The organism is Sphingobium sp. TCM1, from assembly GCF_001650725.1.
Taxonomy (GTDB): domain Bacteria; phylum Pseudomonadota; class Alphaproteobacteria; order Sphingomonadales; family Sphingomonadaceae; genus Sphingobium.
Map to the genome: position 1 here is coordinate 281,521 of NZ_LXVX01000039.1, position 21,703 is coordinate 303,223.

20 protein-coding genes are annotated in these 21,703 nt (G+C 54.0%); 18 read left to right on the forward strand and 2 right to left on the reverse strand.

The features are described 5' to 3' along the window. Positions 1-29 precede the first annotated feature (29 nt). The 11 genes from A7Q26_RS21975 (at position 30) to A7Q26_RS25435 (ending at position 14,354) form a co-directional block, all read left to right on the forward strand. Complete coding sequence (locus A7Q26_RS21975; RefSeq protein ID WP_157102654.1) at positions 30-335, forward strand: phage tail assembly protein T; 306 nt, start codon at positions 30-32, stop codon at positions 333-335. 29 nt (positions 336-364) lie between these two features. Continuing rightward, the gene (locus A7Q26_RS21980; protein WP_066864531.1) at positions 365-2,701 is read left to right on the forward strand and encodes a hypothetical protein; all 2,337 of its coding nucleotides are present in this window, start codon (positions 365-367) and stop codon (positions 2,699-2,701) included. A gap of 152 nt (positions 2,702-2,853) precedes the next feature. Continuing rightward, entirely contained in the window at positions 2,854-3,348 is a 495-nt protein-coding gene (locus A7Q26_RS21985) for a hypothetical protein (protein ID WP_066864534.1), read from the forward strand. 9 nt (positions 3,349-3,357) lie between these two features. Further along, positions 3,358-3,978 carry a hypothetical protein gene (locus tag A7Q26_RS21990; protein WP_066864542.1) on the forward strand — a complete coding sequence of 207 codons (621 nt, stop codon included), beginning with the start codon at positions 3,358-3,360 and terminating at the stop codon, positions 3,976-3,978. Beyond that, complete coding sequence (locus A7Q26_RS21995; RefSeq protein WP_198163019.1) at positions 3,978-4,406, forward strand: DUF6950 family protein; 429 nt, start codon at positions 3,978-3,980, stop codon at positions 4,404-4,406. Before A7Q26_RS21990 ends, A7Q26_RS21995 begins: the two co-directional genes overlap by 1 nt. A 63-nt stretch (positions 4,407-4,469) precedes the next feature. Then, the gene (locus A7Q26_RS22000; protein ID WP_157102655.1) at positions 4,470-6,548 is read left to right on the forward strand and encodes a hypothetical protein; all 2,079 of its coding nucleotides are present in this window, start codon (positions 4,470-4,472) and stop codon (positions 6,546-6,548) included. 29 nt (positions 6,549-6,577) lie between these two features. Next, complete coding sequence (locus tag A7Q26_RS22005; RefSeq protein WP_157102656.1) at positions 6,578-13,132, forward strand: hypothetical protein; 6,555 nt, start codon at positions 6,578-6,580, stop codon at positions 13,130-13,132. A gap of 44 nt (positions 13,133-13,176) precedes the next feature. Then, positions 13,177-13,611 carry a hypothetical protein gene (locus tag A7Q26_RS22010; RefSeq protein ID WP_066864551.1) on the forward strand — a complete coding sequence of 145 codons (435 nt, stop codon included), beginning with the start codon at positions 13,177-13,179 and terminating at the stop codon, positions 13,609-13,611. Beyond that, complete coding sequence (locus A7Q26_RS22015; RefSeq protein WP_066864554.1) at positions 13,608-13,871, forward strand: hypothetical protein; 264 nt, start codon at positions 13,608-13,610, stop codon at positions 13,869-13,871. The genes A7Q26_RS22010 and A7Q26_RS22015 overlap by 4 nt, the downstream gene beginning before the upstream one ends. Before the next feature lie 91 nt (positions 13,872-13,962). Next, positions 13,963-14,136, forward strand: coding sequence for a hypothetical protein (locus tag A7Q26_RS25430; protein WP_157102657.1), 174 nt, complete (start codon positions 13,963-13,965; stop codon positions 14,134-14,136). After that, positions 14,136-14,354, forward strand: coding sequence for a hypothetical protein (locus tag A7Q26_RS25435; RefSeq protein WP_157102658.1), 219 nt, complete (start codon positions 14,136-14,138; stop codon positions 14,352-14,354). The genes A7Q26_RS25430 and A7Q26_RS25435 overlap by 1 nt, the downstream gene beginning before the upstream one ends. A gap of 177 nt (positions 14,355-14,531) precedes the next feature. Here the strand turns inward: A7Q26_RS25435 and A7Q26_RS22020 are convergent, their stop codons facing one another. Continuing rightward, a complete protein-coding gene (locus A7Q26_RS22020; RefSeq protein ID WP_066864558.1) occupies positions 14,532-15,044 on the reverse strand; it encodes a hypothetical protein in 513 nt (170 codons plus the stop codon). Between the two features lie 949 nt (positions 15,045-15,993). Here A7Q26_RS22020 and A7Q26_RS22025 point away from each other — a divergent pair. The 6 genes from A7Q26_RS22025 (at position 15,994) to A7Q26_RS26275 (ending at position 20,103) form a co-directional block, all read left to right on the forward strand. Further along, a complete protein-coding gene (locus tag A7Q26_RS22025; protein ID WP_157102659.1) occupies positions 15,994-16,941 on the forward strand; it encodes a hypothetical protein in 948 nt (315 codons plus the stop codon). Between the two features lie 55 nt (positions 16,942-16,996). Continuing rightward, positions 16,997-17,659 carry a hypothetical protein gene (locus tag A7Q26_RS22030; RefSeq protein WP_066864564.1) on the forward strand — a complete coding sequence of 221 codons (663 nt, stop codon included), beginning with the start codon at positions 16,997-16,999 and terminating at the stop codon, positions 17,657-17,659. A 307-nt stretch (positions 17,660-17,966) separates the two neighbouring features. After that, positions 17,967-18,623 carry a hypothetical protein gene (locus A7Q26_RS22035; RefSeq protein WP_157102660.1) on the forward strand — a complete coding sequence of 219 codons (657 nt, stop codon included), beginning with the start codon at positions 17,967-17,969 and terminating at the stop codon, positions 18,621-18,623. 12 nt (positions 18,624-18,635) lie between these two features. Then, complete coding sequence (locus A7Q26_RS25440) at positions 18,636-18,773, forward strand: hypothetical protein (protein ID WP_157102661.1); 138 nt, start codon at positions 18,636-18,638, stop codon at positions 18,771-18,773. 131 nt (positions 18,774-18,904) lie between these two features. Continuing rightward, a complete protein-coding gene (locus A7Q26_RS22040) occupies positions 18,905-19,837 on the forward strand; it encodes an SHOCT domain-containing protein (RefSeq protein WP_066864570.1) in 933 nt (310 codons plus the stop codon). Positions 19,838-19,911: 74 nt separating this feature from the next. Beyond that, positions 19,912-20,103: a DUF6771 family protein gene (locus tag A7Q26_RS26275; RefSeq protein WP_084439279.1), complete on the forward strand. Its 192-nt coding sequence runs from the start codon at positions 19,912-19,914 to the stop codon at positions 20,101-20,103. 352 nt (positions 20,104-20,455) lie between these two features. Here A7Q26_RS26275 and A7Q26_RS22045 read toward each other — a convergent pair whose 3' ends face one another. After that, positions 20,456-20,761, reverse strand: coding sequence for a hypothetical protein (locus A7Q26_RS22045; RefSeq protein WP_066864572.1), 306 nt, complete (start codon positions 20,759-20,761; stop codon positions 20,456-20,458). A 197-nt stretch (positions 20,762-20,958) separates the two neighbouring features. Between A7Q26_RS22045 and A7Q26_RS22050 the strand changes: the two genes are divergently transcribed. Further along, positions 20,959-21,639: a DUF6624 domain-containing protein gene (locus tag A7Q26_RS22050; RefSeq protein WP_066864574.1), complete on the forward strand. Its 681-nt coding sequence runs from the start codon at positions 20,959-20,961 to the stop codon at positions 21,637-21,639. Positions 21,640-21,703 lie beyond the last annotated feature (64 nt).

The following is a 21,703-nucleotide window of genomic DNA, read 5'->3' on the forward strand; positions in this document are numbered from 1 at the left end:
CAGAGCTATTGTTCTCATGCAGATTGGCAATGGCTTTGGGAAAGAGTTTAGCAGAAATAGCGGCAATGCCGCTTTCCGAGTTCACAACTTGGTTTGCGTTCTATGAACTAGAGCCTTGGGGCTGCCCTGTCGAAGATCAACGTGCCGAAACACAACTGAACGTGATGGTTCGCTTAGGCGCACAGCCGGGAACAAAAGTCCCCACCTTCTTTGACCGTTGGCCGAAAAAAGAGGAAGTTAAGGCAGCACCGCAAGTTGATCTTACTCTCAAGATCAAGGGCTTCTTCGCTGCATACGAGATGCGCCAGAACAAGAAGAACCCTGCTGCTCAATAAATACTCCGTAACCCCTACGGAGTATCTTTATGACACAGTTCGGCAGTCTTCACGCCAGTCTATCGCTAGAGAGCGCATCTTTCTTGAGCGGCATGAAGAAAGCCGCCGAAGAGACGACAAAAACTTCTCGTATCATCCAAGGGTCGATGGACAAGGCAAGCTTCGCCTTGAAGGGGCTGGCCGCTGCCGTTGGTGTAGACATGCTAGTCGGGCTAACACAGAGCGCGCTCGACTACAGCGATGCAATTGCCGACATGGCAGATCGAACCGGCGCATCAACTAGGTTCATTCAGGAGTTTGGTTACGCTGCTCAGTTGGCAGGCTCGGACGTAGAAACTGCCCGTGCTGGTATTGAGAAGTTTTCCAAGACTGTTGGTGACGCAGCCAATGGCAATGAAGCAGCGCAAAAGAAGCTGAAAGAGTACGGCATCACGGCGCTGGACGTAGATGATGCAGTGAAACAGGCCGCAGATAGCGTCAAAAAGCTGGATAACCCTACCAAGCAGATGGCCGCAACTATGGACCTGTTCGGTAAGAAGGCAGGCACGCTGACATTGACCCTTGCTGGCGGCTCTGAGGGGCTGGAACTACAAGCAAGGGCCGCACGTGATCTAGGCATTGTCCTTGAAGAGGGCATTATCCGCAACGCTGGTCAGGCAAACGACCAGCTAGACACTATGAAAATGATCCTGAACGCGCAGATGGCGGCGAATATCTCGGCCAACGCTGGTGCGATCACCGGTTTGGTTTCCGGAATCTCTAGCCTGACATCGGCCCTCATGAAGTTTTGGCAGCAGAACCCAAGGCTCGCGATGGCGATCATGGGCGCAATGGCAGGCGGTGCAACTGCTGGTCATGTGGGCGCTGCTGTTGGTGCAGTCGGCGGCTTCTTGGCCGGTGATAAGATGGCGCAGACCATGGACGACACGAACATGGACCTGAAATTCCGTCGCCAGAAAATGCGCGAGGCAAGGGCTGCTTACCACAACGCTCAGACGAACGGCACAATCGCCAAAGGCCCTGGAGCGATTGGCACCCTCAAGCATGATCCGAAGATCGCCTTTGAGGAATACAAGCGTCAGGTCGGCTTGATGGGTCAGGCCGTGACGCAGGCTAAGGCGCTGAACATGCCTAAGACTGACACGCTGCCTGTCGCAGCGGAGAAAGCAAGCACTGCTAAGTCTAGCAGCGGACCATCCGCCGCGGAGTTGGCGCAGAAGGAAGCTGAGCGCAAGTTTGCCTATGAGACTGACCTTGCTCGCGCCAATGCCGATCTAGCCCGTGCCACGTACATTGATCGCGGCAACTACGCAGAAGGCTATGCCAACGACCTAGCGGCCATTGACGATGAACTGGCGCAGCGAAAGCGCGACATTCTCAATGATGTGAAGACGCAGCAGAACACCAGCGGTCGCTACACAGAGGAAGAGGCGAAGAACCTCATCCAGATGCAGGAAAAGATCGCGCTGGCGGAAAAGGACCAGATCAACTTCGAGAAAGCCGTTCGCATTGAAGAGGAACTGCTGAAAAGCAAGGAAGCTGAGCTATCCGATCAACTCGACATGCTGGGCTTGGCCGGTGACATGGCCAAAACTGCTCGCGAGCGCAGGACGATTGAGCTCCGCAGGCTTGAGCTTGAGAAGAGGCGCGAAAAGCTAGAGCTTGAAGCTATCGTGTCCGCGACCAGCAAGGCATCGCCAGAGGAACGGGCAACCGCTCAGAAGAGGCTCGACAATCTCGACAACAAATACGGTGCGATGTCGCAGTCAGTGGTCCAGAACACGATGGGTCCGCTTGAAAGCTACCTAGACAGTCTGCCTGCGAGCGCAGCAGAGGTTCAGGAAGCGCTAGAAGGCATCGGCGCAGAGGGCCTACAGTCGATCAGCAGCGGTTTGGCCGATGCCATCGTGAACGCGAAAAGCTTTGGCGATGTCTTTGAAGGCGTGGCTAAGCAAATCCTTGCCAGCATTGCTCAAATCATCATCCAGCAAGCTTTCATCAAGCCGCTCGGTGGTCTGCTCAGCGGCGCTTTGTCGGGCATTACTGGTGGCGCGGCAGCGACCAGCGGACCAAACGGCGCTCATGCTAACGGCGGTCTTGTCTCAACTCCGGGTTTAAAGAAGGTCGGGGAGCGAGGCACTGAGCTTGTTTATTTGCCCGGTGGCAGCAGTGTTGTCCCACACAATAAGCTGTCGGGACTGACCGGCAAAGACGGCGGAATAACGATCAACGTCGATGCTCGCGAAAGCCAGAACGAGGCTCGTACCCAAGAACTCGTCGTTCAAGGCATCATGCAGGCTATGCCGATGATCAAAGCGCAGTCGAGTGAACACACTCTAGGAAGGCTCAACAGGGCACGACTGTAATCGAACCTCTCGCCCAATAAATACAAAAAAGGGCGAGAGGCAACATGACTACATACCCTATTGGCGCACCGCCAATTACTCCATCTACCGAGGACATTGAGCTACTAAACAATCAGGGTGTGGCTCAATCGCCCTTCTCTGGCACTGCTACAGTGATCAATAACTTCTCGCAGTGGCAGGTTCAGCTATCCTTCCCCAATCAGCCGCACGGCAGCAGCAAGGCCAAGGAGCATATCGGTTGGGTGCTGTCGCTGAACGGCATGATGGGCAGTTTCCTTTATCAGCCCCATGGCAGCGGCAAGCCGATCTTCGGCAAGTCCCTCAACAGCGCAGCCTATTCGACCACTAACACGATTGCGGTCAAAGGCTGGAGCGGCAATCAGGCAACCGGCCTTGAGGTCGGTGACTATTTCAGCATCAACAATTCCCTGCACCAGATTACGGTCGTGCCCACTACGGCGACTGGCGGAATTGCCCTGATCGAGTTTCAACCGCCATTCCGCAAAAGCGTCGCCTCCAACACACCAGTCGAGTTTGCCTATCCAAAGGTCGAGTTGCGCCTAGCTTCCGGCGAGGCGGTCAACGGCAGCAGTAAGGACGCCGAAGTGGTCTACCTGCGCCCGCTCAAGTGCGTCCAGAAGCTGTAAGGGGGCATCATGCGCAACGGGATGACAGCCGAATGGCTGGACGCATTGGAAGCAAGTGGCATCCAGACCGCCTTGATGGGCTATTTGGACTTCGCATCTGAGCCATGCCGCCTCTGGACTGGATGGACGACCATACAGCCGATGGGCAGTGGCGACATCTACTTGGATAACTTCGTTTTCGATCCGATCGAGAACGGCGTCCCCATCCAGATAGGTGAAAACACCTTCTCCTACCAAGGATCGGACGAACTAGAGATCGCGCTCGCGGTGCCCGACACAACGCCTGACGCGCTCGTAGCAGCGTCACTCGATAGCGCTGAGTATAAGGGGCGCCGCGCAATAATCTGGCGTGCGTTGATGATCTCTCCTGCAAATGCGACGACGCCGGCGGTCTGGTCGTTCAGGCGCGTTCGTAGCGGGGCGATGGACAAGCTCGCGATCTCCTTCGACGGCCAGCAGCGCGTTTTCAAGCTGACGATTGAGAGCCATTCCGCCGCAATCACAAACGCCAGCGCCAGCACTTACCTTGACCAACCCCTTTATGACCCGGCCGATACGAGCCAAGCCTACGCTGTCAGCATCGCCAATGATCCTCGTGTGCCAGGCCGCCTAGCTACAGGATTGAAATGATGTTTGAGCGCACAACGCAATGGCCAGATGCCCTATCGACTTATCTCGACCGCGTAAGCGACTATCGCTTTCAGTGGGGTGCAACAAAGCCTGACACACATGACTGCGCGACGTTCGTCTGCGGGGCGATAAAGGCGCAAACCGGAGTGGATTTGTCGGAAGACTTCGCAGGCAAATACACGAGCTGGATTGAGGCAGGCAAATGGCTGATCGAGAACGGCTACAGGTCGTTCTACGATTGCGTAACTCAGAGACTTGGCGAGAGTGTTCATGCTTCTCAGGCGAGGCGTGGCGACATAGTTGGGCGACAAGCAAATGGTCGCTTCTATCTCGGCGTATGTGTGGGCAAGTTTAGTTACTTCCTAGATGACAACGGCCTTGCTCCTTGGCCAACTCTAGACTGCGATGCTTGTTGGCGCATCGGCTAGTCTGATCCAGCACAACTAGAGCCAGCCCAAAAATAAATACCTTACAACAAGTAGGGTATCTAAATGGGCAAAATCGTTAAGATCGTTGCTGTGGTCGCGTTGGCCGCAGTTGCGATGGTGGCTTTCAGCTATCTCGCACCAGCACTGTTTACAGCTTTCGGCGGAACAGTAGCAGCAGGTGCAACAGCTTCTTCAGCATTAGCCGCAGCAGGCGCAAGCGCGGCAGCAATTGCGGCCAAAGTCTTAGCCGGTGTCATCGTCGGCCTTGGTATGTCGCTCGCATCGCGCATGATTATGGGCAAGCCAAAGACATTTGGCTCCGCGATCAGCTACAACATCACAACCGATCCGACTGCAACCCGCAAGATCGTCTTTGGTCGGACAGCAGCAGGCACGGACGAGAGATTTCATGAAAAGATCAGTCGCAACAGTTGGGACTATCTGACCGATCTGATCCAGAACAACCCACTCAGCGCGTTCAGGAACCAGACCCCATATGTTAAGTCTCTAAAGAAAGGCGACTACCTTCATAGGGTGATCGCACTGGCCAGTCACAAGGTCCATAATGTCGAATACGTCTATCTAGAAGACGAACTATCCTACACGAACGGCACGACAACCGGCACCTATAGGGGCAACAGCGGCCTCGTCATCGGTGCTGTCGAAGAGGGCAGCGCTACTAACGCTGAGCAATTCGGTAGCGGCGCTTATTGGACGCCATCGGCTTCGTTCACCGGCTGCGCCTACCTCAAGCTGATCTTCCGTCTCAGCACGGACAATTACCCTGACGGCCTGCCGACCCGCATAACGACAATCGTTGACGGTTGCCCGGTCTATGACCCTCGCCTTGATAGCACCGCCAATGGCGTGGGCAGTCATCGCGCCAACAATCAGGATAGCTGGTCATTCGTCGATGGCGCGAAGCAGATTGGCCGAAATCCGGCCCTTGCGCTGCTTACGTACCTAATCGGCTGGAGGATCAATGGTCGCCTCGCATGGGGCATGGGCGTTCCCGTTGATCGCATCGACCTTGGCAGCTTCATCGCCTACGCGAACATGTGCGAAGAGCCTGTTGTCAGCAGCAACGGCACTGTTCAGCGCTATCTTTGCGATTGTCTGCTCACAACGGCTGACACGCACGAAACGAACATCAACATCATTACGTCCGCGATGGGCACCGCGAAGCTTGTCGATACAGCGGGCCTCTATCAACTCATCGGCGGCTATGATGACCTAGACGGTCCTACGATTACATTCACGCACGATGACCTAATCGGCCAGTATACCTACACGCCAGACAATCTGTCACTCAAAGACACATTCAACATCGCGCGTGGTCGCTTTCCCGATCCTGAAAACCTCTATCAGTTGAACGATTGGGGGCAGATCGAGATTGCCCCTCTGCCAGACAATATCCCGCGCCCGGTCGTGCTCGACTTCGCAGGCGTTACACGATTTGAACAAGCGCAGCGCATCGCAAAGCAGAACCTAGTTCGCAACCGCTACACTGCCACATTCAGCGCCATCTTCGGACCTAAGGCGTTCATGGTTCAGGTCGGGTCGCTGGTCAAAATGGTGATCCCTGAGCTTGGCTGGAATGGCAAACTCTTCCGCGTAATCAGCCAAAGCGAGACAATCGAACTCGCGTTCAACATGACGCTGCAAGAAGAACACGCGCAAGTTTATGCGTGGGACGATGACGAGACAAAGCCTCTGCCGCCAGTTGTCAGGGTTCCAGCTTACAATCCCAATGACAGCATTCCTGTTGCTGACTTGCAATCCAGCACTCGCACAATTCTCAACAGCAATGGCGGTCAGGTCAGTCAGATTGATGTTACTTGGGAAGCCCCAGACGCGGGCGTTCAGTGCATCCAGATTGAATATCGCGAACAGAGCAGCGACATATGGCAGACCGCTACTGATCGTTTCAGTCACGAAGCAGAAGCGTTCTCGTTCACCGCCAACGCAGGTGGCGTCAATCACATCATTAGAGCGCGCTATCTCATGTTCAGTGGAATGTGGGGAAGCTGGACGACCACGCAAGTATTGAGTGCCGCTGACAGCAATTACTCTGCTGTTGTGGGCTATCTCACTAATGAGAGCGTGGCCTTCCCGACCGATGCTGCCGGTAACATCACATAAATAACGGAAGTTATCAATGTGGTGTAAAAATGACTTCCCTCAGCAATTTCTCTGGTCAGTTCAAACTCTATGACAACGCTACCGATGTAACAGTTGGATATGGTGCATCATACAGTGTCGCGCATCAAGAAGGATGCACGGTCACTATTGATGACCAGACCGGCGAGTATCATGTTTCCGCTGTTCAAAATGACAACGCGAATGCAGTGTTTCGTGCCTATTATAATGGCTACGAACTCTACAAGACCTTCACAATCTCGAAGGCTCGCGCAGTTGATGGAAGCAGCAAGTATGTTGAACTTGCGACTTCCCACTACTTCTTCAGCTACGACGCGAACAATCAGGTTGTCGCGCAGACAACGACCCTAAGCCTTACTCAGCATAATCTGACCGCTGCGCCTCAATGGAGGATCAAGCGCGTCGATGACAGCGTGCTTGCTGAAGGCACTGCCGCGAGCTTGCTGGCCGATGGCAGTATCAGCGGCACGGCCAACGAAAACTCGATTGAGATCCAAGCCCCTCTTTTTGACAAGCTTTGCCGCAGGGCTGGCGCTTCGGCCATCGTCATCGAAGCTGTTGTGTCCAACGGCGCGGAAATATGCAGCGATAGGGTCACGATCTATCAGATGCTTCGCCGCGCTCGCGTTGCGTGGGAAAACGTCGATGATCCATTCGGCACTAAGCCGGATGACAATGCGACTGAGGGCGCACCTCCAGGAACGCCGGTCGGCGATAAAACGTCCGACGAAGTCATTGACGCGATCACCGATCTCAACGGCGTCCTAATCCGCTCTGAGCAGATTAAGGCCGATGTTGATGCCGCGCAGGCCCAAATTGCTGCAATCGAAAGCGGCTTTCAGGAAGACCTCTCCGATCTAAACGGCGAAATTGACCAGCTCGGCGAGAGCGTCGCGGGTGTCGCAGCAAACGTCACCGGCCTGCTCTCCACGACTAGTGGAATTCAGCAATCGGTGGGCGCGCTGCAAAGCGGCCTGAGCGGCGCGCAGTCAAGCATCACCGGCATTTCAAACAGCGTCACGACCATCACTGGGCAAGTCTCGTCGTTGCAGACGCAGGCCAATGGCATCGTCACCAGCGTCAGCAATGTCGCGACCGACCTGTCCAATGCAGTGGGCAGGATCACCAACGCAGAAGGCGAAATCGACACAATCGCCTCGACCGTTGGCAATCACACCAGCCTCATTTCGTCCAACGCCACGGCAATCAGCAACGTCAACGGCGACCTAGCTACCCTTAGAACGCTGGTCCGCGTCGGCGGCAATTTGCTGCGAAACACGGATTTCACAACCGACACTTCCGGCTGGCTCTTCAACAACACTGGCCTTCCCGGCGCAGAAGGCGGCCGCGATCAAGGCGGTGATCCATGGCGTCTGCGCGACGAACACAACATCAGCATCAAGCAGACCAACACTGTCAACAATGGCGCATATGCAGAGTTCAGTCAGAGCGTCGTTGTTACTGGCGGCAACTGGTATGAGTTCTCTGCCCTAGTCGCTGCTCACCGCTGCAAAGCGGAGATCATTCTACAGTGGCTCGACAGCAATGGCGGCTGGATCAATCCGCCCACGCCTACCCAGCAAATCAATACCTATCCCGGTGGAGGCGTCACCCTCGCTGGCTGGTTTCATGCAGGCGTAAAGGGACAGGCTCCGGTCAACGCGGTTCGCGCAATCCTGTATCTACGCAAGCTCGCGACCGATCAGGGCACCACTGACAGCTTCGCTTGGTTCTCGCGCCCTCTATTCGCGCAGACCACCGCCGACGCAACTTACCCATCGGCCTACACTGCTGGTAATTCGGGCGCAGCCATCGAGACACAGGCACAGGCTCTCCGCACTCTGGATGGTAGCTTGGCTTCGCTCACTACTCGCGTGGGCACAACTGAGAGCAATGTAACCCAGAACGCCTCCGCGATCAGCACGACGCAGGGCAATCTCGCAACCCTGTCATCGACTGTGAGCAGCCAAGGCGGTTCGATCACCAGCCTTCAGCAGAGCGTCACCAACATCAACGGCACCGTGTCGTCGCTCTCGTCCACGGTATCAAGTCAAGGTGGCAGCATCTCGTCGCTGCAGAGCGCCGTATCGACCGCACAGGGCAATCTCTCAACTCTGACAACCCGCGTTGATGCAGGCGCAGGCGTCAATCTAATCCTCAATGGCGGCTTTGAAAATGGCATCGCTAACTGGACCTTTAGTCGCCCGAACGGCTGGTCCCCGCATGTGTCCGGCTCTTGGGGCCAGATCATGTATAACTCGTCACTCGGCGATCTTGGTGGCGCTCAGCATCTTACCATCGACAGCGACAGGGTTCCGGTTTGGGGCAGCTTTGCACATACGCTGTCCTTCGAAGTCTCGCTTCTTTCGGTCAGTGATCCAGCGGCTCGAACTTACGGCGAAATGCTGTGGTATGACGGTAACGACAACTACATCACCACCTCATATGGCCCACAGCTTGGGTCGGGTGACTTCACATCTGACAACTCACGCCGCCGTGCGCTGACGTTCACAGCTACACCGCCGGGTGGCACTACATACGCACGAGTTCGCATCACGGTCTATCGCGGCAACGGGACCATCGGCAGCTTTGGCGTTCGCCAAGTCAAGTTCGAGAACGGCCCAACTGCAACCGCCTTCAACAGCGCGGCAAGCGTCGTCCAGCAGTGGAAAGCCTATAACGACCTCAACAGCAGCCATGCTTCGCTTTCGTCCACTGTGTCTTCGCAGGGCGGCAGCATTTCCTCCTTGCAGTCCACGACTTCCAATCTCAGCGGCACAGTCTCTTCCTTGTCGCAGACTGTTGCGTCTCAGGGTTCCAGCATCACCGGCCTGCAATCGGCGGTGTCAACGGCTCAGGGCGACACTGCCACACTAAAGACGCAAGTGTCAGCCGGAGCAGGCAACCTGCTTCCAAACACCGACTTTGCGGTCGGATGCATCGGATGGGTTTACTATCACAATGGTAATGGCCTGTTCAATCAGGGTCGTAACCTACTAGGTGATGATTGGCGTCCGCCGAACGAGAACGTCTTTGTTCTCGCTCAAGAAGATGCGAACACAAGCTACTATGCGAGCTTCTACATCGAAGCTGCGATCCCCGTCGATACTAACAAGTGGTATGAGTGGAACGCATATGTTGGCCCACACCGCTGCTCAGGCAATATCTTAGTCCAGTTCTATGATCGGAACGGCACTAACATCGCGAACCACTACGGCAGTGGATTTAGCAGCATATCCTACGATGGCCGCCAGCTAAACGGATACAGTCGCCCTTACCTCAAGATGAAGCCACCAGCGGGTGCGGCAACCGCTCGAATGGTCATTGAGAAGGGCTCAACGACCTCCGGTAACAACTCCTATGTTGTAGTTTGCCGTCCGCAAATGAAGGAGGTGTTTGAAAGCGCAAACTCTCCTGCTGCCTACACTGTTGGTGGAGCAGGCGCAGTTGTGTCGCAGCAGTCTCAAACGCTGTCCACACTTAGCAGCAGTTTCTCTTCGCTAGAAAGCCGCGTTTCTTCAACAGAAGGTAGCGTGTCGTCGCTCTCTCAGACATTGACAAACGCAAATGGCTCGATCAGTTCGCTGCAATCGAATGTGTCGAGCCTCAACGGCAGCGTTTCAACTCTGCAGCAGAGTTCTTCAACACAAGCCGGGCAGATTAGTTCCCTCCAAAGCACAGTTGGCACTCAAGGCGCAACTATCAGTTCAAACTCGCAGGCGATCACAGGTCTGCAAGGCAGTGTCGCGAGCCTCAACACAACTATTACCGCATCCAGCAACCCTAACTTGCTACAGAATGGCGGCTTCGAGAACGATCTTCGCGGGTGGGATAAAGTCGGACTGGCCCAGACTGGCTGGTGGCGCAACATCTGGACTTGGGGCAACTACGCGGCCAACACAACCGCGTTCACGAATGGCTACTGCTACCTGAGTTCTATCCCTGTCGGTGTTGCTGAGAACAACGTCTACACGTTTTCCGCAGAAGCTGAACTTCGCAGCAACGGCGCTGCTTACAACTATCTGAGCATTTCGTGGGAAAACTCTGCTGGTCAATACATCACTGAAAGCAATCAGAGTGGTCCGACCCAGAACCAGTCGTTTAGCACAAATGGCACGGCTAGGTTCAAGGTAACGGCAACTGCACCATCGGGCGCGGCCAGCGCTCGCTTGCGCCTCATCACCTACTGCCCAGCAAATGTCACGGTCACGTTGATCTCGTGGCGTCAGGCCAAATTCGAATTTGGCTCTATCGCCACTCCATACAGCGCTGAAGCAACAGCTTCGCAGATGTTCACCGCTTATTCGGACCTGAACAGCAGCCACGCTTCGCTGTCCTCAACCGTGTCGAGCCACAGCGGCAGCATTAGCACTCTGCAATCCACGACATCATCGTTGAACGGCACAGTTTCTAGCCTGTCCTCTACGGTTTCGGCACAAGGCTCTTCGATCTCGTCGCTACAACAGGTGCAGTCCACTCAGAGCGGCACGATTGCCACGCTCCAACAGCGCGTCACTGTTGGCGGTAATGTGCTCAACAATTCCGAGTTCGCGATTGGCAACGAGGGTTGGGCATTTCACTCGTGGGACGGCAATAATGGCAATTTCGTTGTTTCACGTGACGGTGCAGGCGAAAGCTGGCGTCCGACGAATGAACACAACCTCGCAATCAATCAGCAAGACTCGAACAACGGGCGAGTTTCACAATGGTATAGCGAGCAGTTCCCGGTCATCGCTGGTCGCTGGTATGAATTCTCCGCCCATACAGCCTCCCATCGCTGCTACACGCAGCTTCGCATCGACTGGTACGACGCCAGCGGCAACGGGATTAGCTCAGATTGGAGCGACCGCTCTGACAGCTTCCCCGGCTTCTACCAGTCCAATGGCGGCAACAACCTCGCAAACTGGCAGAGGCTATGGCGCAAGGTCCAAGCGCCTTCGAATGCTGCTCGCGCTTGCTTCCTTTTCATCAAGCTAGGCACGTCGCAAGAGGGTGGCTGGAACGGCTCTGGTGATAGCTGGGGATGGTTCTGCCGTCCTCAGGTCTCGGAGGTGTTCGCAGAAACCCAAGGCCCGACAGCATATTTCCCAGGCCGCACATCGGCGTCGATCAACAGCCAGCAAACGGTCATCAATTCGCTGAACGGCCAGTATTCCTCGCTGTCCTCGACCGTTTCCACACAGGGCGCGTCGATCAGCAGCCTGCAAAGCACAACGTCCACTCTACAGGGCGACACTGCCACGCTGAAGACACAGATTTCAGCGGGCAATCCCAACTTGCTCAGGAATGGTGGCTTTGAACTCGGCAACCTCAACTATTGGACGCCGGTTGGAGCAGGCTTCAACGCTTATGGCGGCACTGACACTTGGGGCACTTACGCGAGCAATGGCAGCAATGTGCCTGATGGTTCATACACCTATATCGAGAGCAACAAGGTCAACATCGAAGTTGACTACTATACTGCGTCCGCAGACATTGGTTATTTTGGTTCCGCCAACGGCCATGCCTATGTTGAGTTGGTATTCTGGAACAATGACACCTATGTCACGCAAGTTGGTGGCGCAGCACGCTCTATTGGTTTCAACTTCAGTTCCGATGGCTACACTCGTCGCCTAACTAAGGTCACTGGTCTAGCACCGAGCAATGCTAACCGCGTGTCGTGTCGCGTGGTCTGGTATAAGGCAAACGGCACTTCTCAGAGTATGCACGTTCGCCAAGTCAAGCTAGAGCGTGGCCAAGTCGCTACACCTTACTCGGCAGAAGCGACAGTCAGGCAGAGCTTTGAAGCGCTGTCCACGCTCAATGGCCAGTATGCAGCGTTGAACTCCACCGTAAGCACGCTCAACAGCAGCGTCAGCACTCAGCAGGCCGCAATCAACAATATCAATGGCCGCGTGGCTGCTTGGTGGCAGGTCGATGCTGTTGCGGGCAACGGGCGAGCGCAATTGCGCGTGGTGGCCGATGCAAACGGGGGCGGTGGCGTGGACATCACTGGCGACCTTCGCGTTACAGGCGATGTTCTCATTGGTGGAACCGTCAACCCAGAAGCCCTTAGGCTGGATCGCTTTGTGAAGCGCATCTACAACTCTGGTGCAGGTTCAGCAGCGCGTGGGCAAACGCTTCTAATCTACGCCCAAGACCTCGGCTACACTTTGGCCAATGGCGAATATCTGCTCGAGTTCAACGGCGGCTTCCAAACCACAGTAGGCAACTACATCGGCAGTCACAATAACAAGCCATACTCCCGCGTTGACACAGCCGATGGCGGTATTCGCCTAGCGCTGAGCAAGAACGGAAGCGAATTCTGGATGACTGTTATCAGCGCAAATGAGTGGCAGCAGATTAATGCCGTAAACATGCGAACCTACAGCACGACCCGCACATTCGTCATTGATAGCCCCGGTGGTTCCGATGGTGGCGCTGGTAATGTGGTCGTTACTGCTCACGCGATCCAAGGAGCCTCCGACACTGGCATCGTTGATGATGGCGACAATTATCATCAATTCAGAAGTGCCGACTACACCGGCTGCTCGTTCAATCTAAAAACTAAGTGGACGATACTCTAAGTCGATCTTCCCCCCCCAGCTAAATATGGGGAGGAGGAAACACAATGAACTTGAATATGATTAAGCTTACTCTCGACAATGGTAAAGGCGCTCTGGTGCAGCCGGGTGCGATCCAGATTGTCGAGAGTTTCACAAAAGAAGAGAAAACTAAGACTGCCGCTTGTGGCGTATGGCTGATGCTCGACAACGTAGTGACCAGCGCCATCTTGCAAGATCAGTATGAGGCAGTAACTCGCAAGCTGCCTTCGGATCGCTTGCAGCTAACAGGCAAAGACGGAAAGAAGTTCTCTCTTTCGCCATACCTGATTGCTCACGTGATCGAGCGTGATGATGACATGACGCTAGTTCGCACAACCCTAAACAGCGCGGCTGGTCCCATCTCACTTGAGGTTCACGAAGGCGCTGACGCAATTCTTGCTGCGGTTTCACCCGCTGAACAAGAAGCCCTTGAACCTGATGAAATTGTGGAGACACCATGAACAACTACGATAACCCAAATCTCACCCAACGCGAGGTAGTCGAAGAAAGCCTAGCTCAGACTGTCGCGCTAATCACCGCTGTCACTGAGTTGGAGCAGACCACAAAAGCTAATCGCGAAGCTGCTGCGCTTGATAATTCCACTAACACACTCCTCGCGATGCAGGGGACTGTGTTTCAGGGTGTGAAGATCAATCTCGAAAACGAGAAGAATCGCCTCGAAGCAATTATTGCCAAGTGGGACGATTCAGAAGCTGAATAAGAGTTAGCCGGAGGCTGAAAGGCTTCCGGTATAACCATGAGTAACCGGCATTATCTCTAAATATGCGACACACACCGGAGGTCGCATCCACATGAAAAAAGCCACAAAGAAAGTCCTAAGCAACATCAGCCGCGTTGCTCTTTTCGTCGCTGCTAACTGGAAAAAGATTGGTCCAGTAGTGGCTATCGTTTCCGTTTCAGCAGCCGCCTACATGGAAAAGCTGAACCCTCTTATGGACGCTGTGAGCGTCTGGCAGGCTCAGTAATGCGCGGTCCAATTCCAGACATCCATGGCGCGTTCTATCAGGGCTTTTTCAAGGACGTAGGGGTCGCCGCATATTCGGCGCTCGTCTACATATCAGCGCAAGCGCAGTTGATTGCCCCGATCTTCTCGCTCGGCCTAACCACAGTAAGCTTTGCTTTCGTTGTGTATCGCTGGCGGGCGCATGTTGAAGATCGGAAAGCTGGTAAGCGTTCGGAATAACAAAAGCCCCGCCGTAGCGGGGCTTTTCTCATGACAACCACCCTCCCGACTTGAACGCGTTTGCCTTCGTCCATTTGCTTGAATGCGGACGCCTAGGTTTGCTCGGCTCCCTAACTGCGCTCGGGACTTTGGTGATCTTGCCACCCTTCGCTAGAAACGCATCTAGTTCCTGCTGTGTCATAGCGCAGCCCTCTTGGCCGCTTCCTGAGCCTGACGAAGTGCAGATCGAGCAGCTCTACGTTCGTCGCTCCATCCGGAGATCGACTTGCCTTTCTTGGCCTGACTGATTGCTTGGCAGTGCTCTTCGGTTTTCTCTACGCCCTTGAGCGACTTGCTGATGTTGGCACAGTGAGAAGGACGAAGCTTGTCACCTGCTGCTGGAAGATTGATTTGTCCGCTCTTCATTCTGGAACAGATACAGGCCGTGTTGATGTCGTAGACACCTGAGGAACAAGCCGCGTAGCTCTTCCAAGTCGCGACATAGGCGTATGGGTTGTTCTCGTCCTGAAGGTAGCGAATGCTGTTCGCGTCGATTGCCTTCTGTAGGCTGACTATTTGACGCTTTTCGAGCAGGCTTACAAATTGGTCGAATGTGAGGTTTACGACGACGCCTGCGGCAGTCTTGCTCTTTGTCGTAGTCTCATACCAAGACTTGAGATATGCGAGTAGTTTGGGTGAGATGTTTTCCATCTTCTGTTCTCCTTGAACGAAAAAGTCCGCTGCGCGGACTGAGATACACGCAGCGGACAAAGACTTTTTCGCAAAGGATGAAACGTCAGACCTGCTGCCGAAGAACGGCAGTTTCTCAGTCTGCGTTTCTTCTATGTTATTTATACAGGCAAGGCGAATGAGGCATCAATATATCATTAGAGCCTGAGCGGTTTTCTGGCTCAACAAGCCACCAATAGACTAGGTATATATAAAGTATCAAGGCTTTGCGGCAACGAACTAAGTTGCGAACCAATAGACTAGATATATTACTCTTAAGAGTAATACACCCAGCCCACTGGCTCCCAGCTAAGATCATTACCACAAATCCTACGCCTAGGCGTTCCCGCCGCCTTTGGCGTCTCCGCTCAGTCGCGTAGCCACCAAAGCCGTCGCTCACTGCCTGGCGCATCACTTCTCAGAACTCGTCCTGAGTGCTTCGCCAGAGCTATCGTCTGCGACGCCGCCAGAAGTCCTGCGGACAGCCAGCGCTCCGCTTGTGCCTTCGCTTCGCTCAGGAAGAGTTGGAGGGGTTATGGCTGCGCCGAGGAAAACCGGGCGCGCAGACGCCCTAGGACGCCCTGCGAAGCCCTCCACTACTCGTGGAGCAGCGCAGCGCCCCGTAGATCGCGAGGCACCTGATAGAGCGCTACAGGGCGCCTAGCGTTATGCGCGCAAGTAGTGGAGCACCCTTTAAGCAAGTCTCAACAGCTATGAACAATAGTTAACTATAAATCGTTTCAGTCCTGATGCTCCGTACTTGACTTACAGTCATATTGTGGTATCTGCAAATCAACGGCAGGGAAACCTGCTGTTGGCTCTTTGAAATCGAAATATTTGACAGTGTACCAGTCGCAACTCGACAATGAAATGCGTTTCAGTGTTTCTGCGTCATTTGGCCTGAACCTGTGCTTCTCCGCACAGGTCGTATGTGAGCCTCGAAACTCAGCAGGTCGCCGACCATCGCTATTTGATGGCCGCTGGTGCGGCGCAGTTAATCTGCCGCAGGAGAAATGAAATGGGCGAAGTTAGCGCCAATGCCATCGCGACTGGCACCTCGAAGATCACTGACGTTCTGCATGGTATGCAGGTTGTGGAGACGTTTCAGAAGGGCAGGAAGGATGAGGCTACAGAACGTAGCACCAAACTGAAGGCTCTAGAAACGGCAAGTCGCAAGACACTCTACGACCGGCTTGGTATGGCTTGGGAAGTTATTCAGGAGTTGATGAAACTCTCTGATGTCCAACTAGGTGAACTCCTCGACGTACATGGTTTGGTGCCGGTGAAGCCCGGCTACAATAAGTTTGCGCCGTTGAATACTATGCTGTGGGGCGAATGGAAGGCGGTTAAGAAGGAAGACGAGAATTCGGCTAAGTGGGCTAAACATGCCACCCGGCGTGTCAACGGCACCATGTACTGGTTCAAAGACAACCGTAGTGCTGAAAAGTATGCTAAAGTGATGCGATATGCGCACGATGGCAACTTGACGCCTCGGAGCCTGATTAAGCAGCTTGAAGCTCAATCCATGGATAAGGTGCTAGAGGCTGACACGACTAAGCATAGCAGCACGGACAAGGAGATCACAAATCTCCGTAAGTATCGGGCCGTTGTGTTGTCTCAGCCTTCTCTAGTGACGGTGACCCGTTCTGATTGCGGTGTTGATGAGAAGTACGGCGAAAAGGTCGTGGCTCTCTGGGGCCGTATATCGATGGATGGCAATATCGAAATTATGGGACACTACCCGGCGTCGGCTGATGCGATCCAAAGGCATATCGACAAGGTAGCTAAGGAGAAAGGCAAAGACCTGTATATTGCTCAACTTGAAAAGGGCATGACTGCTGGTTCAATGTCTGAAACTGAGGCGGCTTCTGCCGAATAACGAAATGGGGTCAGGGTTCACGCTCTGACCCCATTTTTCGACAGAGGGACCAACGATGAGCTTATATGTTCGATCACTCCGCGAGTTGCGGGATCGGCTGCTTGATCGTCGCCGCCTGCGGCTAAACGAAAAAGAGCAGATAAAAGACCTCTTGGAAGTTGAGGATTTGATTGAGGTAGCACGGCTCACGTCGATCTATGAACATGAGTTTATTGATCGGATTGATGCTGAGGGACTGGAAGCCCCACCTCAATCTCTCGCATTAAAACAATATGGCGGCGACGTCATGTGTAATATGCGAGAGTTTCACTCCTACACCCGAAAGGCAAATAAGTGGCAGCAAGCCCTAGATGGTGTAGTCGCCCGGTTGGCGGAACTCAGAGGACAGTTTGAAAATCCACCTTCAGCGTTAAAAGCTTACATGGCGCTACAGGGTGATATTGACGAACTAGAGCAGAAAGAGCTTGGCCTTCGTGAGCGTGTAGACTGGGCTAAGACCATGGCCCAGGCTCAATTCAGTGGCCTGGAGCGGACGTTTGAAAAGAAAATGACGGACGATGACCGGCGTTACCTCGAACCGCCACGTTTCCCGGTCAAGACGTATGACGACATACCGAAAACTCTTGACCATGTGTCCTACGTCTACTTTCCAGACGAGCCTTCTCCCTACCGGAGAGCGCTCATAGAGGTTCTGGATCGCCTAATTGCAACCACGTAAAACAAACCCCGGAAGGCATAATCGCTTTCCGGGGTTCTTTTTTATTCAACACAACTTTTGAGCAGCCGGTTGATCATCCTGTAGTCGCTCATCGGCCACAGAATAATACTACTTAGCTCATGGTAGATGCCCGATTGCGGAGTAAGGCAACCGAGCATCCGTCATTCCCACAAGCGCTGGTGGAAGCAACCGCTTGTAATGTATTTACTATACAGCCAAACATCTGCTGCGTCATTATTTTCAAACGCTACTCTCAGCGTCGATCGCATAAATAACTCTGGAAGCAACAACATGTCGGAGTTAGACAATGATCGACCCTACTCTATTGATGAGCCTGTTCGTCAAGCGAACTAAAGACGCTCTAGTCAAAGCAACACACCAAGCTACAGTTTACGGACAAGGCGGCAATCCAGCGATGGATGACATCATTCGCTGCTACATTGAGAACATGCGAGACACGAACAGCCCTCGCTACATGACCTTCACCGAATACAGGCGCAACCACACAAAAGATGATGTACTGAGTTGTTCAGCCATCATGCTTGAATATCCATACAGCAAGCGCCAGCAGCTAGAACAAGCCATAGCCAGACTAGCTTACCCAACTTACCAGATCGACACACAATCAGATTTCACAGCAAAGGCAGAGGCACGCATTGTCGTAGCCTTTCCACTTGCTCAAGCGATCAACGACCCTCGCCATTATACTCGCGCGGCCAGCCTCCTATGGGATGAGATAGGTATTGACGCGACCACAGACGGGTGTGTGAGTGCGACATTCTTGTTCGCTCCCTACATCATCAATCCCCGCATCGTATTCAGGAACCCTAATGAGCCGTTGCTGGACGCGAGGCTCTACATAGAGTTCAACGAAGGCCATCTGGTTTATGCGCGTGAGGAGCAGAAGGCTGCTCCTGAGATGATCGTGACCGATGACGGCCTGTTCGCATTCGCGGCACGATAAGGGAGGGCGAGCATGAAGAGGATCAAATTCAAGCCAACTGCCGATGAAGCTGCGCCGGCCAGCAAACCTGACAACGCGGCGCTGATCGCATCAATCGAAGCTTTTCTGCGTATGCCCCTGGCCATGCGACCGCCGCAGCCAAAGGACTAAATACTGTTGTCCCTACAGGGAGTGGATTCGGAAGTCCGTCAGCTTCGGCTGACGGACTTTTTTGTCGCTTCGTCAACGGATTAGTCACCTATCTCGCTGAATATGCTGCCATCGCAAAATTCAGGGGCTTTATGACGGACTGGATCGAGGGGCTTGAGCGCTTGAAGTTGCTCAAAGAGCAAGGGCATCTCAGCGACAGCGAATTTGAAGCAGCCAAGAGCCGGTTGCTTGGGGATAAAGGTGTTGTTCCCACCCCCATGCCATCCCCCGCGCAACCGTACACTGATGATCTGATCGAAGAGGTTGCGCCGCCTCCACCAGTCGAAACCGCTTATGAACCATCCGAGGGTGTCGAACCGACAAGCATATTTCCTAAGGCCGTCGTCGCACTTCTCGCCATTGTCCTACTCGGCGGCGGTGGCTTTCTCGCAACATGGTATCTTGCTGGTGGTGCCAACGCGGCTGTTCAAACCGCGCAGGCCTCCTATTCAGACATAAACTGCCGTTCACAGGCGAGCGTCCAAGGCGATGTGCAGGAAGTCATTACCAAAGGCAGCACTGTGCATATTTCTGCTGAGGACAGCGGATGGGGACAGGTGCAGGGCAAAGGCTGTTGGGTACGAATGGACAATCTGAAAATCTCAGACACTATGGAGCAGGCTGCGTCCAGCGAAACAGCTACCGATACACCGACTGTTCAAACGGCTGACCTCCAGCCCGGCAATTATCATGCGTATAAGGACGGCTCCGGCGGCTCCAACCCGGCCATGGTCGCTAAGCTTTGCGCCATGACCACGATGATCGACAAAAGCTACGGCGTTACCCCGATGTCTGCGTGGGTGGCAGAAGGTGGTCCGCTCGGCAGGATCGTCCAAAACGGCGGTGTGTCTTACGGCAAGATAGCGTTGGATGACCAAGGCGTGTGCCGTCAGCAGGTGAATATCGATGGCATCGACGGCGGCGACAGCTACACGTGGCGAGGCGTGTGTCGCGTTACCGGCTTGCGAGTCTATGAGGACAAAGCGGTCGGACTGTCGGGCTTGGACAAGTACGACTGCATCTGAGAGGGCATATCTGTTCAGCGGTTCGTCGCAAGATCGCTTGCCTTGTTCTCGTTTCGTTCTCTATGCTGCCCCGCATGAACCAGCCCGATTCCCTCTGGCTCGCGCAGAGCCTTCTTCAAGCCCCCGGTTGGGCACGAGTGGCCCTGACCGCACCAAACGAACGCCTGCGTGAGAATGCGGCGCTAGAACTGGCGCAGAGCATTTTAGCGGCTTGGGACCGGCAACCCTCGATGCCGGATGCTCGTCAGATGACGTTCCCACTTTGATGTGGGTGCAAACATCACGCTTCGCAATCTAGGCGACTATGCGCGGCGACAGGCAAATCTCTTCATCATCTGTGATTGCGGACACTCAGGAGTTGTAGATGCAGACAAGCTCAACCGCTGGTATCTCGTCCACTGCTGGAACACCGATATGGAAACAGTCGGAGCGCATTTGCGCTGCTCGCGCTGTCGGGGACGTCCTAGCCGATTTGCTCCGACGCCTCGCAGACCAGACCGGCCAGACTGGATGAGCAGCGAGGATGCTTGGAAGCGATTGATCAGGCGGCTTCGAGACTAGATCCCGTAGCTAGGGATTTTCAAGTTCGTTGCTAGCGCTTCAGCGTTAACAACGGGGTCACCGCTTCCTTATCCAATCTGCAAGAGCCCAAGCTAGAATCATTCCGGCGACAGTGACGAACGTCATCATCGACGACAAGAGACTCCAGAAATGATCAGAGTCCGCGTTGGCCAGCGTAAGTAATTTTGCTTTGTCAGCCGCGCTGTAGGATTGGTTCCGCAATATTTCGACAACCGCATCGTCAACCTTGCCGCTACCGGCAGCGCGCGTGAAGATGACAGTCGCAATAGAACCGATGATAGCTGAGAGCACCGGAATGACACCAAAGAGGATTATCCTCTCACGTTTGCTCTGCTCTGCCATGGCAGAAGGATGCCTTGTTCATCCAAGCGCCACAAGACGCAGGTGCGAAAATATGTGCAAGGGAGCGAATGCTGCCAAATTACTGATGCCATGCAATAATGATTTAACATACAGCTCATGACATTCATGAGCTAAGCAGATGGCTCAGTTTTTGGCCGTAGATGGGCCGCATGCAGTGATCATATGGAGACGAATCTATGTGGGCGTTCCAATTCTCGATGCAGGCGGCATTAGCGACCATAAACCCTTCGCCGACGCTAAACGATTTCCAAAACCACATCAAAAAAGCCTATGAGGTGGCCGAAGCGGAGCAAGCGAGAAAGCCGCCAGCGCAAAATATTTCCGAAAAGCTGATCCGACTCGGTATCTTAGATCAAACAGGCCGAATGGCGTTTCAGCATTTGGACTTCAGCTCTGTCCCGGAGAGTGAACGTCAGGCTTGGAGGATGGCGATTTTTAGCGAGATATCGAGACATGACATAAAGTATCAGGATGAGCTGGTGAAACTTATACCCGAAGACGGCTGGTTCAAGATAAGCATATACGGAAAAGAAGCCGCGCGTTCGGCGTTCCTCATCGTTCAGCACGCTACAAATAACGTCACTCTGATGCGCCAAGTTTTAAAAAAATTGGGCGAGCTCTGGCCATCTGGTGAAGCGGAAGGCCAGCTTTATGCCTTGATGTATGATCGCGTGTCACTCGAATTTGATAAGAAGCCGCAACTTTATGGCACCCAAGTGAAATGCAATGCAGGACATTGGGAAGCTTACAACCTGGAAGACAAGAACCACGTGAACGCGCGTCGAACTTCGGTGGGAATGAAACAAACTCTCGAAGAATATCTTTCCACTTTTGATGATTCTAAGTGCGACAAGTAAGCCTGTTATCTGTGATGATCGATCAAATCCTTCAGGCACCGGCGGATTAGATCGTCTGTCTGGT